Annotated in this window: 13 protein-coding genes; 7 read left to right on the top strand and 6 right to left on the bottom strand. The window is 31.4% G+C overall.

Annotated features, from left to right (window positions below; translation table 11 throughout):
- Positions 1-343 precede the first annotated feature (343 nt).
- The 4 genes from gyrB (at position 344) to EV195_RS03755 (ending at position 5050) form a co-directional block, all read left to right on the top strand.
- Positions 344-2281: a DNA topoisomerase (ATP-hydrolyzing) subunit B gene (gyrB, locus tag EV195_RS03770; RefSeq protein ID WP_132793098.1), complete on the top strand. Its 1938-nt coding sequence runs from the start codon at positions 344-346 to the stop codon at positions 2279-2281.
- A gap of 125 nt (positions 2282-2406) precedes the next feature.
- Positions 2407-3435, top strand: coding sequence for a DUF6588 family protein (locus tag EV195_RS03765; protein ID WP_132793096.1), 1029 nt, complete (start codon positions 2407-2409; stop codon positions 3433-3435).
- 124 nt (positions 3436-3559) lie between these two features.
- Positions 3560-4486, top strand: a complete 927-nt coding sequence (gene mdh / locus EV195_RS03760) for a malate dehydrogenase (RefSeq protein WP_132793094.1) — start codon at positions 3560-3562, stop codon at positions 4484-4486.
- A gap of 81 nt (positions 4487-4567) precedes the next feature.
- On the top strand, positions 4568-5050 hold the full coding sequence (locus EV195_RS03755) for a GNAT family N-acetyltransferase (protein WP_243693058.1): 483 nt from the start codon (positions 4568-4570) through the stop codon (positions 5048-5050).
- A gap of 61 nt (positions 5051-5111) precedes the next feature.
- Here EV195_RS03755 and EV195_RS03750 read toward each other — a convergent pair whose 3' ends face one another.
- The 6 genes from EV195_RS03750 to EV195_RS03725 all read right to left on the bottom strand — a co-directional run bounded on the left by EV195_RS03750 (position 5112) and on the right by EV195_RS03725 (position 11552).
- Positions 5112-6680, bottom strand: a complete 1569-nt coding sequence (locus EV195_RS03750) for a DUF6770 family protein (RefSeq protein ID WP_132793092.1) — start codon at positions 6678-6680, stop codon at positions 5112-5114.
- A 5-nt stretch (positions 6681-6685) separates the two neighbouring features.
- Positions 6686-8017, bottom strand: coding sequence for a M48 family metalloprotease (locus tag EV195_RS03745; RefSeq protein ID WP_132793090.1), 1332 nt, complete (start codon positions 8015-8017; stop codon positions 6686-6688).
- Between the two features lie 149 nt (positions 8018-8166).
- Complete coding sequence (locus EV195_RS03740; RefSeq protein ID WP_132793088.1) at positions 8167-9003, bottom strand: 2OG-Fe(II) oxygenase; 837 nt, start codon at positions 9001-9003, stop codon at positions 8167-8169.
- The gene (locus EV195_RS03735) at positions 8979-9710 is read right to left on the bottom strand and encodes a glycosyltransferase family 2 protein (RefSeq protein ID WP_262708522.1); all 732 of its coding nucleotides are present in this window, start codon (positions 9708-9710) and stop codon (positions 8979-8981) included. The genes EV195_RS03740 and EV195_RS03735 overlap by 25 nt, the downstream gene beginning before the upstream one ends.
- A gap of 30 nt (positions 9711-9740) precedes the next feature.
- Positions 9741-10847, bottom strand: a complete 1107-nt coding sequence (locus EV195_RS03730; protein WP_132793084.1) for a glycosyltransferase family 4 protein — start codon at positions 10845-10847, stop codon at positions 9741-9743.
- Positions 10848-10850: 3 nt separating this feature from the next.
- Positions 10851-11552, bottom strand: coding sequence for a cell division ATP-binding protein FtsE (locus EV195_RS03725; RefSeq protein ID WP_132793082.1), 702 nt, complete (start codon positions 11550-11552; stop codon positions 10851-10853).
- Positions 11553-11690: 138 nt separating this feature from the next.
- On the opposite strand from EV195_RS03725, the gene EV195_RS03720 reads away from it, so the two are divergent.
- From EV195_RS03720 to EV195_RS03710, 3 genes are read left to right on the top strand one after another with little or no spacing between them, the layout of a single operon-like run.
- Complete coding sequence (locus EV195_RS03720) at positions 11691-14690, top strand: tetratricopeptide repeat protein (protein WP_132793080.1); 3000 nt, start codon at positions 11691-11693, stop codon at positions 14688-14690.
- Positions 14691-14696: 6 nt separating this feature from the next.
- Positions 14697-16472, top strand: a complete 1776-nt coding sequence (locus tag EV195_RS03715) for a TonB-dependent receptor (protein WP_132793078.1) — start codon at positions 14697-14699, stop codon at positions 16470-16472.
- Between the two features lie 42 nt (positions 16473-16514).
- A complete protein-coding gene (locus tag EV195_RS03710; RefSeq protein ID WP_132793076.1) occupies positions 16515-17951 on the top strand; it encodes a M20/M25/M40 family metallo-hydrolase in 1437 nt (478 codons plus the stop codon).
- Positions 17952-17960: the final 9 nt, after the last annotated feature.

The following is a 17960-nucleotide window of genomic DNA, read 5'->3' as shown; positions in this document are numbered from 1 at the left end:
TAATTAACAATTATTTTCTTTCTAAGCAATAAAACTCATTTTAAAACGGTTTAAGACAAAAATAATCAACCAAGAACAGCCTACACTATAAATTAACCCAAAAATTAAATCTAAAGACCTTTTTAGGCGATTTAAGCCATTTTTAAGTTTTAAACAATTGTTGATAATTTTAACTTAAAATTGCTTAAAAATTATATTTCATGGGTAAAAAGTCGTAAATTTGTTAGCTACCGATTCGCTGTACTAGCGAATTTTTTATGGGAACAAATCATTATTGAATTCTCCTCCCTAACGATAGTGATTTTAAAGAGGACAAAAACATAAAAGACATAAAACTCAAAACATGAGCGAAGAGAAAAAACACAATTATTCTGCCGATAGTATTCAGGCACTAGAAGGAATGGAACACGTAAGAATGCGTCCTTCCATGTATATTGGTGATGTAGGTGTACGTGGTTTACACCATTTAGTGTATGAAGTTGTAGATAACTCTATTGATGAGGCATTAGCTGGACACTGTGATATTATCTCTGTTGACATCAATGAAGACAACTCAATTACAGTAAGAGATAACGGACGTGGTATTCCTGTAGGACTTCATAAAAAAGAAGGGGTTTCTGCACTTGAAGTTGTAATGACTAAAATTGGTGCTGGTGGTAAATTCGACAAAGATTCGTATAAAGTATCAGGAGGTTTACACGGAGTTGGTGTTTCATGTGTAAATGCACTTTCAGACCACTTAAAGGCTACAGTGTACAGAGAAGGAAAAATTTGGCAACAAGAATATGAAAGAGGTAAAACGTTATATCCTGTAAAAACTGTTGGAGAAACAGATAAAACAGGAACAGAGGTTACATTTTCTCCAGATACTTCAATCTTCCAACAAACTACTGTTTACAATTACGATACGTTAGCAACTCGTATGAGAGAGTTAGCTTATTTAAATAAAGGTATCACTATTACACTAACAGATAAGAGAAACAAAGATGATGAAGGAAATGATATTTCTGAAACATTTCAGAGCGATGAAGGATTATCTGAATTTGTTAGATACCTAGACAGCACTAGAACTCCAGTTATTCAGCATGTAATTTCAATGGAAGGAGAGAAAAGTGGAATTCCAGTTGAAGTTGCTATGATTTATAATGATTCATACGCTGAAAACCTACATTCTTATGTAAACAACATTAACACACACGAAGGAGGTACTCACTTATCTGGTTTCAGAAGAGGATTAACAGGTACATTAAAGAAATATGCTGACAATTCAGGATTATTAAAAAATGTAAAGTTTGAAATTTCTGGTGATGACTTCCGTGAAGGTTTAACAGCTATTATTTCTGTTAAGGTTGCTGAACCTCAATTTGAAGGGCAAACAAAAACAAAATTAGGAAACAGAGAAGTAACTGCCGCAGTATCTCAAGCAGTTACCGAAATGCTTACAGATTATTTAGAAGAAAATCCTAATGATGCTAAAACCATAGTACAAAAAGTAATCTTAGCTGCCCAAGCGCGTCATGCTGCTCGTAAAGCTAGAGAAATGGTACAACGTAAAACTGTCATGAGTATTGGAGGTTTACCTGGTAAATTATCTGATTGCTCAGAAACTGATCCGGCTCAATGTGAAATATTCTTAGTCGAGGGAGATTCTGCAGGTGGTACTGCTAAGCAAGGTCGTGATCGTAATTTTCAAGCAATTTTACCATTAAGAGGAAAAATCTTAAACGTTGAAAAAGCGATGCAACATAAAGTTTTTGAAAACGAAGAAATCAAAAACATGTTTACTGCTCTTGGAATTTCGATCGGAACCGAAGATGATCCTAGAGCTCTAAACTTATCTAAGTTGCGTTATCATAAAGTAGTTATTATGTGTGATGCCGATGTTGATGGTTCTCACATTGCAACCTTAATTTTAACCTTCTTCTTCCGTTATATGAAAGAAATGGTTGAACAAGGATATATCTATATCGCTACACCACCTTTATACTTGGTTAAGAAAGGTCAAAAAAGAGAATACGCTTGGGATGATAACCAGCGTGATTTAATTAACCAAAAAATGGGCGGAGGAGCTACAATTCAACGATATAAAGGTCTTGGAGAGATGAACGCTGAACAATTATGGGACACTACTATGAATCCTGAGTTCAGAACATTGCGTCAAGTTACTATTGATAATATGACGGAAGCTGACAGAATCTTCTCTATGTTAATGGGAGATGAAGTACCTCCTCGTAGAGAATTTATTGAAAAGAATGCAAAATATGCTAATATCGATGCTTAAAACATCCATATAAATTTCAAAAACCTCCGTAATTGCGGAGGTTTTTTTATGAAATCTCTTTTCATTATCCCTAAGCTTTATCTATAATTTCTTATTTTTACTATACTTAACAATAAAAATACGAAATGAAGAAATTATTATTTTCCCTCGTAATAACCTTCTTAAGCTTGTCTAGTTTTAGTCAAAACGGACCAGAAGGAATTCTATTTTCTAGTCTACAAGATGCAAATAGGTTAACTCAAGCATACATGAATCCAGCTATGAAAGGATTAATTTACAGTATGAATAACGGTTGGTACCACACAGCTAAAGTTCACAAGAAATTTGGTTTCGACATCTCTTTTGGTGTTAACGGATCAATGATTCCTTCTAAAGACGAAATGTTTACACTTAATAATCTGACTTCTGTCAATCAACCAACAGGAACAATTACTTCAGCAACTGTTGGAGGTTCTGAAAATGATGGAACATTAGCTTCTGTAACTTTTCAAGAAAATGTTGGAGGTGTAAACACAACCTATACTGGAACTTTTGAAATGCCTGGAGGAATTAAAGAAGATCTTCCTTTTAATGCTGTTCCTGCACCTTTTGTTCAAGCTAGTTTAGGTTTACCTTTTAAAACTGATGTTATGGTTAGATTTGTTCCAAAAGTAGGTTCTGATGACGTAAAAGGTAATATGTTTGGTTTTGGTTTAAAAAAAGAAATCACAGATTGGTTTGGACCTATGGATAAAACACCTCTGCATCTTTCTTTATTAGCTACCTATACTAACATGGGGGTTGATTACACAATAGTCGATGACAACCCAAGTGATAATATTGATATCCAAAATGGTAAGGTTGATTTTAATTTGAATTCTTATACAGTTCAGGCAATTGCTTCATTAAACTTTCCCGTAATTAACGTATATGGAGGTATTGGTTATACAGGCGGAAGCTCTACATTAGATATGCTAGGAACTTATACTGTTTCATACAATACTTCTTTAAACCAAAGAACATTAACTGACCCATTGAATCTTGATTTTGATGCTAGTGGATTTAGAAGCACTATTGGAGCTAGATTAAGCCTAGGCTTCTTTAAAATATTTGGAGACTATACTATTCAAGAATATAATGCGGTTAATGTGGGAATAGCTTTTAGTTTTAGATAAAAACAAACTTTTTAAAAATAAACGCAAGCACTTGGAAATTTCCAAGTGCTTTTACTTTTTTATGACTAGGCAAATAGCTATTTTTGTGCATCTTATTAATAATTTTCAATAAAATATATATAAAATGAAAGTAACAGTTGTAGGAGCAGGTGCTGTAGGCGCAAGTTGTGCCGAGTACATTGCTATTAAAAATTTCGCTTCAGAAGTTGTTTTAGTAGATATTAAAGAAGGTTTTGCAGAAGGTAAAGCTATGGATTTAATGCAAACTGCTTCTTTAAATGGTTTCGATACTAAAATTGTAGGAACTACTGGAGATTATAGCAAAACTGCTGGTTCTGATATTTGTGTAATTACTTCTGGAATTGCTCGTAAACCAGGAATGTCTCGTGATGAGTTATTAGGAATTAATGCTGGTATTGTAAAAGCAGTTTCTTCAAGTTTAATTGAGCATTCTCCAAACACAATTATCATTGTAGTATCTAATCCTATGGATACAATGACCTATTTAGTTCACAAAACAACTGGTTTACCTAAAAATAGAATTATTGGAATGGGTGGTGCATTAGATTCTGCTCGTTTTAAATACAGATTAGCAGAAGCATTAGAAGCGCCAATTTCTGATGTTGACGGAATGGTTATCGGTGGTCACTCTGATAAAGGTATGGTTCCTTTAACGCGTTTAGCTACTCGTAATTCTGTTCCAGTTTCTGAATTTTTATCAGAAGATAGATTAGAGCAAGTTAAAGAAGACACTAAAGTAGGTGGAGCTACATTAACTGGTTTATTAGGAACTTCTGCTTGGTACGCTCCTGGAGCTGCTGTATCTGGATTAGTTCAAGCTATTGCTTGCGACCAAAAGAAAATCTACCCATGTTCTGCTTTAGTAGAAGGTGAATACGGATTATCTGACTTATGTATCGGTGTTCCTGTTGTTTTAGGTAGAAATGGTATCGAAAAGATCGTTGAAATCAACTTAAGTGAAGCCGAAAAAGCTGCTTTAGTTTCTTCTGCTGAAGCTGTTAAGAACAACAATACAAGTTTAGAGTTCTAAAAAACTTTAAGCCTAAAAATTATTAAGCAATCTCATTTTGAGGTTGCTTTTTTGTTTTTATATTCGTTTAAAATCTTTCTAGTGGAAATTAAGTATAGAAAAGTACAACAGCAAGACAACCCTCTTTTAGCCAAAATGATTAGAGGTGTAATTGAAGAATTTAATGCTCCAAGAACAGGAACCGTGTATTCTGACGCTTCAACAGATACTCTTTTTGAATTATTTCAAGAACCAAAAGCTGTTTTATGGGTTGCAGAATACAATGGAGAAGCAATTGGGTGTTGTGGTATCTTTCCTACAGAAGGATTGGAAAAAGGATATTGTGAATTAGTTAAATTTTATATTTCAAGTTCCGTTCGTGGAAAAGGCATCGGAAAAGAATTAATGGTAAAAAGTATCGCTTCCGCTAAAGAAATGAATTTTACACATATCTATCTTGAAAGCTTACCTCATTTTTCTAAAGCCATTTCTATGTACGAGGAATCAGGCTTTAAAATTATTGAAAAACAACTCGGTAATTCAGGTCACTCAAGCTGTAATATTTGGATGCTAAAAGAACTCTAACATATTTGAATAAAAAAGCTCGAGATATATCTCGAGCTTAATATTTTAGTCAACAATTCAACTACTTAATATTTAGTTTTTCTAGACGTAAAGATGAAGACTTCTTCTTTCTGCTATATTCTAATAATAAAATATAACCTACCTTAGCTGGTAAAACTCTAAAGTTTTTAGACTCTTTTGATAATTCAATATTATCTACAGTTAATTCACCTCCGTCTTGAATAATAGTTTTAAAAACAAATCCTGCTTTTCTTTTCTCTCCTTTTTTCTCTTTTTTATCTGATGCTCTTTCGTAATCAATAAAATTAGCATAAAAACGATCTCTTTTCACGTCTCTTTGAGAATATACAAAATCAAAACCTCCTAATGCTTTGATCATGTAAGCACTTAATTGCGGACTTCCAAAATCTGTTAAATTTTGAATTCTTGATTTCCCTTTTTCAAAAACTTGAACATCCGCTAAATTAAAATCTTTATCAAATTTAAATATATACACATCTTTTATTGTTAACTGTGTATATCCTCCAGCTTGAATTCCGCCCCCAGCAGCTGCTAAAATCCCAGAAGCAACTCCTAATGCACTTACTGTTTTTTTATACTGCTCACCAATTCCGTAATACTCACCCGATTGAGTTTTAATAATATCATGAAAGAAAATATATCCTATATCTTTTAGCTTGTTATTCTTTTTTACAGGTAAAAACTTACTAACATCTTCTTGCCATGAAATTCTTTTAGAAAAAACAACTTCACCTTTTTCATCATATTGCTCTGTATACAGCCCTAAACTTTGTGCTTTTGCAATTTTAGCGTTTGGTTCATAATATTGTCCCATTACCGAAATCTTACCGTCTTCTGAGATAAAAGAGTTTGTAATTAATTTTGGATCATTTTTATCATAAACTTTTTCAAATAGTTTTTCACCTGTCTGAGAATTTAACACAATTGTTGTAAACTCTCTCTTAGCAGACATTCCTTTTGTTCTAACATCTACTAATACAACAAATTTATCATTTAATGCTACTGGTGTAACAGAATGAAATCCTCTTTCTGAAGGAATGAATTCATATTTCCATGGACTTACATTCTCATTTGAAGGATAAAAATCTAAAACATACCCTGTTCCTTTTCCATCAAAATTTGGCGTAATTAAAATAAATCCTTTGTTCTTTACAGGATGTAATACTGAACTTAAAGTACCTGCTCTAAGTCCATTATTAAAAAGTCTTGCAACTTTTTTATCTAAGGTAATAACTATATCATCTTTAGGGTTTGCTTTTCTATCAAAACCTTTAAGTGTTAATGTTTTCTCCTTATTATTAAAAAGCGCAAACATTATAGCCTCATTATTGAATGCATTATCTGCTAAAACAATTTTTTTAGAAGCTTCAAACTTCTTTATTGCTACATCATTTAGATTTTTATCCAAGATATTTACTGCAAATTCTCTCATTCCTTTTTTTAGCTTATCTACTTCATAAAAGAAATAATATCCATCCACATCGTTTGCATCATCAAGGAATGCTCCAGTATTTTTAACCTTAAATTCAACCATATTTTCTATGGTTTTAGTTTGCGCCGAAACTACATAAGTCCCAACAAATAATAGTACGTAAAGTAACTTTCTCATCGTTTTTATTGATTTAGTTTAGTGAAAAATTGGTTGATTTGAGTGAACTCTTCACTCTTAATTTTATTGGCATATTCTTGACAGAAATAAAAGCCTATTTTTCGAACATCTTTAATTTCTAAATTGTGTAAAAATGTTCTTAGTGCATTTAAATTTTTCTCTGTTGCAAAAGGACTTGATTGTGGTATTCTTTCACCAAAAATATGTTCAGATTTTGTGATATACGTTTTCTGTAAAGCTTGTGCTAACTTGGTAATTAAAAAATCGGAAGTATTTCCTTGTTGAATTTTTTCTAGCAATAAGTAAAACGCTAAATCTAACTGATTAAAATAGAGCAACGTATTAATTTGATCTTTGAATGCATACGCTTTTAAATCTTCAAAAGAAACTGAATTATTCGATGCCTTAGAAACACTACTTTTTAATTTCTTAATCCTATTTTCAATATCTGGATGAGTTTTTATTGAGTCTTTTTCCCACCATTTTAAATCATCTACTTTTTCTTCAATATCAAATAGTGTTTCTTCCTCTTCAAGCCAATAGTTCTTGAATTTATACTCATTAAAATTAAAAATACTATCAATTTTTATGTTGGTATTAAAAATACCATCATCAAACGTTTTAAGCCTGCTTAAAGCTTTATATGATGCACTTGCATTGTACTTTGTCTTTTGAAAGAAAATTAATCCTAATGAATCTGCTTCGTATTCTTTCACTCTTGAGTTTTTCAAAAACCCATAACTCAACTCTTTTAAAAGCTTCATCCCTGCTTTATTTCTTCCATAAATGGTAAGTCGAGCATCTCTAATCTTTCTTTTATATTCTTTAGAATTAAGCTTCTCTACCCTTATTTTTACACTTTCATTAACATGATTTAAGTACTGATGTGCTAATTCATGACAAACAATAAAAGCAAACTCGTCTTCATTCTCTAAAAAATGAAATAAACCTAAATTAAACATGAAAGTATTGTTCCCAAAACATGAGGCATTAGGATCTAAATGTCTATTCATAAAAATCAAATCCTCTGTTTGATTTATCGTAGGATTTTTAACCTTTACCTCACCAACAATTGAGGTGATAAAGTTGCTATACTTATTATCAAAAATAAATGTGCTATCTAAAAAAGCTTCAACTATTAACTCTTTTCTTTTCTTATACTCTTTTTTAATTTTTGACTTGTATTTACCTTCTAGTAAATCTACTTGAAAATCATAATTAACATCAATTTTTTCAAGTATTTGCTGTTTATTTTCAGGAATAAACACTTGAGCAAAAGAACATTGAAAAGCAGTAAAGAAACCTAAAGCAATTTTTAACGACAATCTTTTTTTCATAGGCTGCAAAAATAACACTTTCTTAAAATTTTGCAAGAAAATGTTAAAATATTCTTAACTAGTGTAAGTCTTCGGGATATTGCTCGTCTATAGATAAAGAGACGTATTTAAAGTTTCTTTTTCATAGTTTTTCATAGCAATTTCCCGCTTCATCTTGAAGCGGGTTTCTTTTTTTTGTAGTGATGAGGATTTTCTCGAATCCCCTTTTTGAAAATTTTACGTAGAATCCCACGAAAACTACTATCAATTCTTAATAAAGTATCCTTAAAAATCTCCCCTGGTCTTCCTCTAAAAGATGTTACATGAAAAGTATCAGATAATAGCACTGGAAAATCAGAAAAATAATAATTAGAAATGCAACATCTTTCTTTATCAACAATAACTTTACTTACCGAATGCCAAGAGTTTTGATGTGTAACCATAACAACCAATCTATTATATTTACTATGAATTGTTACCTGATTTTCTTTTAATCCATCGGTCCATAATTCTAAATTACCTCCATAATCTATTAACCAATCAGGCGTTACATAATATAGTAAATTAAGAACACGCCACATATTTCGATCTTTATCATGAGAATTGTCGAGATGAGGATTTAAAAAGCTACCATAATTCATTATCGACAAACCACCAGCGTAAAGAGATTCGTCTGGATAAATATTGTTTAACTGGCAAATTTCACCTATTAATTTAACAACCTGTAAGCTTTGAAATGCATAAATGACTTCCTCAAGCAACTCATTATAATTATTCATTTGATAAGCTACATATTTCTTCTCTCGAATATCATTTTTACACTCTACCTCAGTTACCGAAGGAAAAACACGATAAATCTCCTCGACAATAGCTTGAGGCAATAAATCATCTATAAAAAAATATCCTATTTTATCTTTACTATGATAAAATTGTTGAGTTAATGAAATCCTTTCAGATAAAATCTTATCATATATGAGCTTACTTATTTCTTGCCTCTTATATTCCATGCTAATATGTATTTTAAAAATGATAATCCATAAAAAAGAACAAATAAAATTTTCCTACTTAGTTCTGTTTTTAAAATCGCCTCTTCCTTGTACATTTTCCAAAACCCCTTTTTTGAAACTCCTGAAGAAAGGCATTTCGCTATAAATCCATCATAAATGATAACAGAAACTTTTTCTTTGTATAGTTTTAAGTTTAAATGATAATCAGCCAATATATCAAATCTACTATCATAATTTAACGACTCGAACAACCCTCTTCTAAAAAAAGTACCTTGATGATGTACAGGATTCCTTAGCCAGATGGTTAAATTCCAACTAGGTTCCTTTACTTTCTTCTTTTTACTGTAAATAAATGGATAATCACCATCAAACTCATATAAAACTCTCCCAAAAATAAGGTCTAATGAATCTATCAGAAAAAACTTTGATAAACTATCCAATACATAGCTATCAAAAAACTTATCATCAGCACCTAAAAAATACAACCACTCTCCTGTTGACTTTTCAATTCCCTTATTCATGGCATCATAAATCCCAAAGTCTTTCTCCGAAATATAGTAAAAGGGAGTTCCTAATGTTTTTAAATATTCTTGTGTTCCATCTGATGAAGCACCATCAATAATCCAAACCTCATAATTATCAAATACCTGAGATTTTATACTTAAAACACATTGCTTTAACTTTTGTAAGTTATTGTATGATGGAATTATTATGGAAACTTTTGGTGTAATACTTTTCTAATTTTTAAAATATTGATTTAATTTCTGCTCTTCTTTTTCCCAACACAATATTTGTTTAGCTTTCCTTTGATTCTTCCTGATTTCACTTCTTAAATGTTCATCATTCAGCAAGTGTTTTATAGCTTCCGCTATTTCTTTTGGATCATAATTCCCAACAGTTATACCAACTCCAAATTCTTTTACTATTGTATTTATTTCGACCAAATTCCCCGAGACTATAGGTAATTCTGCATGAATGTAATCAAATAATTTATTTGGAAGTGAAAACTCAAAACTCTTTCCCAAAGGTTCTTCTAATACAATTCCTATATCAGCTTTTGTTGTGTAATTTGGTAAAACTTCATGCGGTACTCTTCCTAAAAAATGAACTCTACTCTGCATTTTTTCCTTAATAACAAAAGTTTTTAAATCTTCTTCAACTTTCCCATAACCAATAATTACCAAATCTACTTCTTCTAAAAAATGTAAAGCCTTTATCATTGGCTTCAAACCTCTTCCCGGATTAAGAACCCCTTGATATAAAACAACTTTATTCTTTGTTGGAAAACTTACTTCTTCTGAAATAATATTTCTTTTATGTAATGGTAAATTTCGAATTAAGCCCATATTGTTTTTATAGCGATCATTATAAAAATCAACAATTGACTGACTTACTGTATATGATTTTTTAATCCTGGGAAGAAAAATATCCTCTAGCTTCTTCCAAAAACTTTTAACAAAATTTCTTCCTTGTAACTCTGGACCTTCTGAAAATAGTTCATGACTATCATAAACCAATGTTGTATTTCTTTTCAGTTTACTAGCAAAAAAACAAGCTGTTAATGTATCTAAATCATTTGAGAGAATATAGTCATGCTTCCTGAATAACAAATAGAAAAACAATCGAATATTGTACTCTGCATAAAAAAGAAAGTTTTCATTGAACCAATGTTTTGTTCTATGAATTTTATAATTTCTTTCTACACTAATAGTGTTAGGTAATACTCTACCGTACACAAGAACTTCAAATCCTTTTGTAATTAAATAAGTACATACTTTATGTACTCTCTGATCTGTAGAAACATCATTAGTTACTGCAACAAAAACACGTTTCTTTTTTGTCAAGTTCTAAGAGTTTTGGTTTGGCTGTGGTTGTTGTTGTACAACTTCAAACAAATTCCCTCCTTCACACTTCACCGTCTTTTGTTTGAACTTAACAATTAACTGATAATCGTGTGTGGCCATAAGAATTGTTTTTCCGCTTTGATGAATTTCATTTAACAGTTCCATTACCTCCAATGAAGTTCTTGGATCCAAATTTCCTGTAGGTTCATCTGCTAGAATTAACTCCGGATCATTCAATAACGCTCGAGCTATAGCAACTCTTTGCTGTTCTCCTCCAGAAAGTTCAAAAGTTTTTTTGTAGTATTTTTCTTTCATACCAACCTTATCTAGCACTTCGTAAATTTTATCTTTACGTTCATGCTTATCTTTCCAACCTGTTGCTTTTAATACAAACTCTAGGTTTTCAAAAACGTTTCTATCATTTAACAGCTTAAAATCCTGAAATACAATTCCTATTTTTCTTCTTAAAAAAGGAATGTCTTTCTCTTTCATTTTTTTTAAATCGAAACCTACAATACTTCCCAAACCTCTCTGAAGTCTTAAATCTCCATAAAGTGTTTTTAGCAAACTACTTTTTCCACTTCCTGTTTTACCAATTAAATAGTAAAATTCTCCTTTTCGCAGTGTAAAGTTTATCTTTGATAATACTAAAATGTCTCTTTGATAAATATCTGCATTTTCAAGATGCAGTATAGGTTGCTTCATAAAAAGTACGTTTTTACAAATCTATTATTTATTATTCATTTTAGCCACTTTTTTTATTTTTGAACTTTAATTATCAAACAAAACAAAAAAAACAACGTTATTTCTTTTGGGAACAACGAATAAAGGTAAATTTAACGTATGAAATATATATTCATTTTATTTTGCTGCTTCATAGGTATTTTAAATACAGAAGCACAGAAAACTGAATTCCAAACCAATACAGATGCCCAGTTTCACAGAGCTATGACCTTATATAACAATAAGGCCTATTCTGGAGCTCAAAGAATTTTTAAAGAAGTTTCGGCAACTACCTCGAAAGTTAATGTAAAAACAGATTCCGATTTTTACGACGCCATGTGTGCAATTAAGTTAAATCAGACAGATGCAGACGATCAAGTATTAGAATTTGTTCGAAAACATCCTTACAGCAGTAAAAAAGAAAAGGCTTTTTTAAACGTTGGTAATTACTATTTCGCGAACAGAAAAGCTTCACATTCTCTTAAGTGGTATCAAAAAGTTGATGAAAAACTATTAAACAAAGAGGAACAGAAGGAACTGAATTATAAAATGGGATATGCTCTTTTAGTTTCTAATTACTTAAAAGATGCTAAGGAACGATTTGCACCACTTCTAGGAGATCCAAGATATGGAACTGACGCACGTTATTTCTATGGTTATATTTCTTACAAACAACAAAACTTTGGAGAAGCAGAAGACAATTTAAGTCAGCTTGCCGATAACGAAACCTACAAATCGAAAGCTAATTACTACTTATTAGACATGGCTTTTAAAGGCGGTAAATTTGAAAAAGCTGTTCAAATTGGAGAGAAAATATTACCTACTGCCGAGAAAAAGCAAAAATCAGATATCTGTAAAATTATAGGTGAAAGTTATTTTAATCTTGAGAAATATGAACAAGCCGTTCCTTATTTAAATCAGTATGAAGGAAAAAATGGCAAATGGACCAACACCGATTATTACTATTTAGGATACTCTTATTATAAACTTGAAGATTATGAAAGCGCAATTGGGCAATTTAATAAAATTATTGGCGGTCAGAATAGCGTAGCACAAAACGCCTATTATCATTTAGGAGTTTGCTATCTAAAAGCTGATAAAAAAAATGAAGCCTTAAACGCTTTTAAAAATGCAAGTGAAATGGATTTTGATCCTATCATTGCTACAGACGCCGATTTAAATTATGCTAAATTGAGTTATGAAGAAGGAAATCCATATCAAAGTGTACCTGAAGTTCTAAAAGCTTTTATTTTAAAATATCCAGAATCAGAACACCGTCAAGAGATTGAAAGTTTACTAGTTACTTCCTATTTACACCAACAAGATTATCAGGGTGCTATTAATTATTTAAATAGCAATAAAAATTCAAAAAATAATGATTTAGCAAATGAAGTTTCACTTTATAGAGGTATTCAATTATTTAACGAGCAAAAATTAAGAGAAGCTTTACCAAAATTTGATGTTGCTACTAGTGCTAAAAATGACACTATCAGTAATAAAGCTAAATACTGGTTAGGAGAAACAAATTACCAACTGGGTAATTATGATAAAGCACTAAAGACTTTCAACTCTATCAATAATTATGAGTTTAAAGATTCAAAAACATTAAACTATAATATTGGATATACTCATTTCAAATTAAAAGATTATGAGAACTCTGCTAAGTATTTTCAAAGCTTTTTAAGTCAAGAAATAAATGATAATGACTTAAATGATGATGCTTCCAACAGATTAGGAGACTCTTTTTATGCTTCAAAAAGATATTCTGATGCTATTAAAGCATATGACAAAGTTATCAATGAAGGAGGCACTGGATCAGATTATGCTCAATATCAAAAAGCAATGAGTATTGGTTTAGCTGGAGATGCTAATGGAAAAATAGATGCGTTAAATAAACTTATCAAAGACTTTAGTGATTCTAACTTAAAAGACGATGCTTTATTTCAATTAGCCACTATTTATACTTCCAAAGGAAAATCGCGTCAAGCAAAAAGCACGTATGATAAAATTCTAACCGATCATCCGAATAGTAGTTATGCTCCAAGTGTTTTATTACGTCAAGGATTATTATTTTACAATGAAGGTAGTAATAGCAATGCGCTAACAAAATTTAAGGAAGTAGTTGCTAAATATCCTAATTCTGGAGAAGCTAGACAGGCAGTTTCTAATGCTCGAAATGTGTATGTAGACTTAGGAAAAGTAGATGAATATGCTAAATGGGTTAAGAATATTGACTTTATAAATGTAACCAACAGCGACATTGATAATACTACTTATGAAGCCGCTGAAAATAAGTTTTTACAAAATAATGTTTCTAGAGCAATTGAAGGATTTCAAACATATCTTAGAGATTTCCCAAATGGAATTCATGCTTTAAAAGCTAATTTTTATCTAGGACAGTTATTATTTAATAACAAAAGAAAGGATGAAGCAATTGTAAATTATCAATATGTAACTAAACAAGCTAAAAACGAATTCTCTGAAGAGGCTTTATCGAAACTTAGTTTATTGTATTTAGAAAAAGAACAATGGGACAAAGCTATTCCTCTGTTAGAACGATTAGAGAAAGAAGCAAATACCAATCAGAATATCATTTTTGCTCAAAGTAACTTAATGAAAGGGTACTACAATAAAAAAGAGTATGCAAAAACAGTCCAATACGCTGAAAAAGTATTGAGTAATGGTAAAATTGATCAAATTGTTGCTGAAGATGCTCGAATTTTCATTGCGCGATCTGCTATTGAAACTGGTGATTATGTTACAGCGGAAGAGTATTATTCTGTTTTAAATGAAACGGCAACTGGAGAATTAAAAGCAGAAGCACTATACTACAAAGCGTTCTTTTTAAATGAGGCTAAAGCGTATGAAGATTCAAATACAGAAGTGCAAAATTTAATTGCAAATTATTCCACTTATAAATATTGGGGAGTGAAAAGTTATATCGTAATGGCAAAAAATTATTACGAACTGAAAGACGCATATCAGGCAACGTATATTTTAGATAATATTATCAAGAATTTCACCCAGTTTAAAGATTTAGTAGAAGAAGCTAAAAACGAATTAAGCAAGATTAAAAGTAAAGAAGCAAAAACTAACGAATCTATCAATTCCCAAAATTAAAAATTCATGAAAAGATATATAGTTACAACAATATGTACTTTGGCTTATGGTGTTGTTTTTGCTCAAACCAAACCCAACACTGAAAAAGCTAAAGACACTGTTAAAACAGAAGTTGTAGAAGTAGTTACTTCCTATGCTCCTAAAGTAACAGATGCTTTTAAACTTAAACGAAAGCCTGTAATAGAATTATCAAAAAAGGTACAGAGAAAACCTTTAGATTATAAAATAAAGTCAGTTCCTGTAATTTCTACTTATATTCCTAAAAGTGGTGTTTTAAAAGGCATTGATGTTGGAGATCGTGAACGTTTATTTAACAATTATGTTTCCTTAGGTTTTGGTAACAATACCACTCCTTTTGTAGAAGGATATTTCCATAACAACAGTGCTTTTGAATACGAATATGGTGGTAAAATTAATTTTATTGCCTCTTCTGATCCCGTAGCCGATACTCGTCTAAACAGTAGTTATTATAATGCTAGTGTTGATTTATTCTTAAAACAAGAAATGCGTTATTATGATTGGACCGCTGGTTTCAATGCGTATCGAAATAAGTATAATTATTACGGATTACCGTCAAATATAACTTTTCTAGATCCTACTGTAAACAGTATTGATCCGGCACAAACTCATAAATACTATAATATTTTTGGTTCTATTCATTTTCCAGATAGAGATTTACAAGAAGTGAGAGGTTCTGTAGCTTATTTTGCAGATGCTTATGAAACAGATGAACTTCATGCTGATATAGATGCGCAATTTGCATTTCCTTTTGGTCGATTTGGATTAAACTTAGACGATTTGAAATTAGGTACTTCTATTAATTTTATAAATGGTGGATTTGCAAGAAGTTATTCGGATCCTTTAACTGAAATTAGTTATAGCTTTGCTACAGCAGGAATCAACCCTAGTTATTCTTTTTCGTATAAAAAATTTGATGTAAAATTAGGCGCAAAAGCATATTATTCTTTTGATTTAGAAAATACTGAAGGAAAATTCTTCGCCTACCCTGATGTTGAAGTCAACTATCCAATCATAAAAAGGTATGCTAATATTTATTCTGGAGTTACTGGTGATTTAACTGTAAACTCATTTCAGAGTTTAACATCTCAAAACCCTTATGTTTCTCCAACATTAAATATTACCCAAAGTAGCGAAGCATTAAACTTTTATGGTGGTTTTAGAGGTATTTTAGGTGGTAATATTAATTATGATGTAAAAGCAGGTTTTAAAAGAGAAGAAAGCAAAGCATTATTTGTTGCTAATCCTTCTAACTCAAATGGTATAAATACTAGCTTTCCAGGTGGAATTTTCTTTAAGGGGTATGATTACGGTAACTCTTTTAATGTTGCTTATGATGATGTAAACACAGTTTATTTTGCTGGTGGGATTACATATGATTATTCAAGACATTTAAACTTAGGAATGAACTTAGAGTTTAACACGTATGATGTAAGCACACAAACAGAAGCTTGGAATTTACCACAACTTAAAAGCGATATTTTTGCTACTTACAAAGAGAAAAAATGGTACGCTAGTGCTAACTTATATTTTGTTGGAGGCAGAAAAGGCTTAACATACATTTCTGGAACTCCTAATGTTGTTGATTTAGATGCTTACATCGATTTAAATTTAGACGGAGGATATCACATTAATGATTTGTTTTCGGTTTTTCTTAGAGCAAACAACATAACGAATAGTAACTATCAATTATTCAATAACTTTAATGCACAAGGTATTCAGGTAATAGGTGGTATTATTTATAAGTTTGACGCATTGTTCTAGTAAACTTTTTGTAGTTTTAGGTTTTTAATCAACCTAATTACAATGAAAAAAATCACTTTATGGGCATTAGCTTCTAGCTTATTTATTGCATGTACTACAGAAACTAAAAAACCTGAAGTTGCTTCTAATACTCTTTCTTCAGAAGAGAAAATAGACAGCACTAATATTAAGCAGCTCTTTAATACAGCTTTAACCAAAGGAAAATCGTATGAATGGCTACGTGATTTAACTCAAAATATCGGAGGTCGTTTATCAGGTTCTCCTGAAGCCGAAAAAGCAGTTTTATGGAGTAAAGAATTAATGAAAAATGTTGGTTTGGACTCAGTTTGGTTACAACCTGTTATGGTTCCTCATTGGGTTCGTGGAGAAAAAGAAGAAGCATATTATACTATTAATGGTGAAAAGAAAAATGTTCCTATTTGTGCATTAGGTTTTTCTATTGCTACACCTTCAAATGGACTTACAGGCGAAGTGGTTGAAGTGAAAAGTTTGGATGAAGCTAAAGAAATGGGCGATAAATTAAAAGGAAAAATTGTTTTCTTTAACGGTGCTTTTGATAATACACTTATCAATACATTTCAAGCCTACGGAGGTTGCGTAGGTCAACGCTTTTCAGGCGCTAGAGTCTGTAGCGAATTTGGTGCGAAAGGTGTAATTGTTCGTTCAATGACTAATGGAATTGATGATTATCCTCATACAGGAACAATGGGTTATGGAGACATTCCTAAAGAACAATATATTCCTGCTGCCGCAATTAGCTCTAGAGCTGCCGAGCTATTGAGTAACGACTTAAAAACGAATCCAAACTTAGAATTTTATTTTAAACAAAGTTGCGAAACGCTTCCAGATGCTCCTTCTCATAATGTTATTGGTGAAATTAAAGGAACTGAAAACCCTGAAAAAATTATTGTCGTTGGTGGTCATTTAGATTCTTGGGATTTGGGTGAAGGTGCTCATGATGACGGAACTGGTGTAGTTCAATCTTTGGAAGTTGCATACTTATTCAAAAAAAATAGTATCAAGCCAAAAAACACCATTAGAATTGTATTCTTTATGAATGAAGAAAATGGAACTCGTGGTGCAAAAGAATATGCAGAACAAGCCAAACAAAATAACGAAATTCATGTAGCGGGACTAGAAAGTGATGCTGGTGGACATACTCCTAGAGGTTTTTCTATCGATGCTAATGGGAAGAATACTCAGTTAGTTAAAAGCTGGAAAAAATTACTTGCTCCATATGGATTACATGATTTAATAAAAGGTGGAAGTGGAGCAGATATTGGCCCGCTTAAAAATGATGAAATTACCTTAGTTGGATATCGACCTGACAGTCAACGTTACTTTGACTATCACCATACAAGTATTGATACGTTTGACAAAGTAAATAAACGTGAGTTAGAACTTGGAAGTGCTTCTATGGCTAGCTTAGTTTATCTTATGGATAAATATTTATATACGGAAGATAAAGTAAAACCTTAATAATTTAAC

Source organism: Tenacibaculum skagerrakense (assembly GCF_004345825.1).
Lineage (GTDB): Bacteria > Bacteroidota > Bacteroidia > Flavobacteriales > Flavobacteriaceae > Polaribacter > Polaribacter skagerrakensis.
The sequence above is the reverse complement of the archived record's forward strand: the minus strand, read 5'-3'. Positions and strand labels throughout refer to the sequence as shown.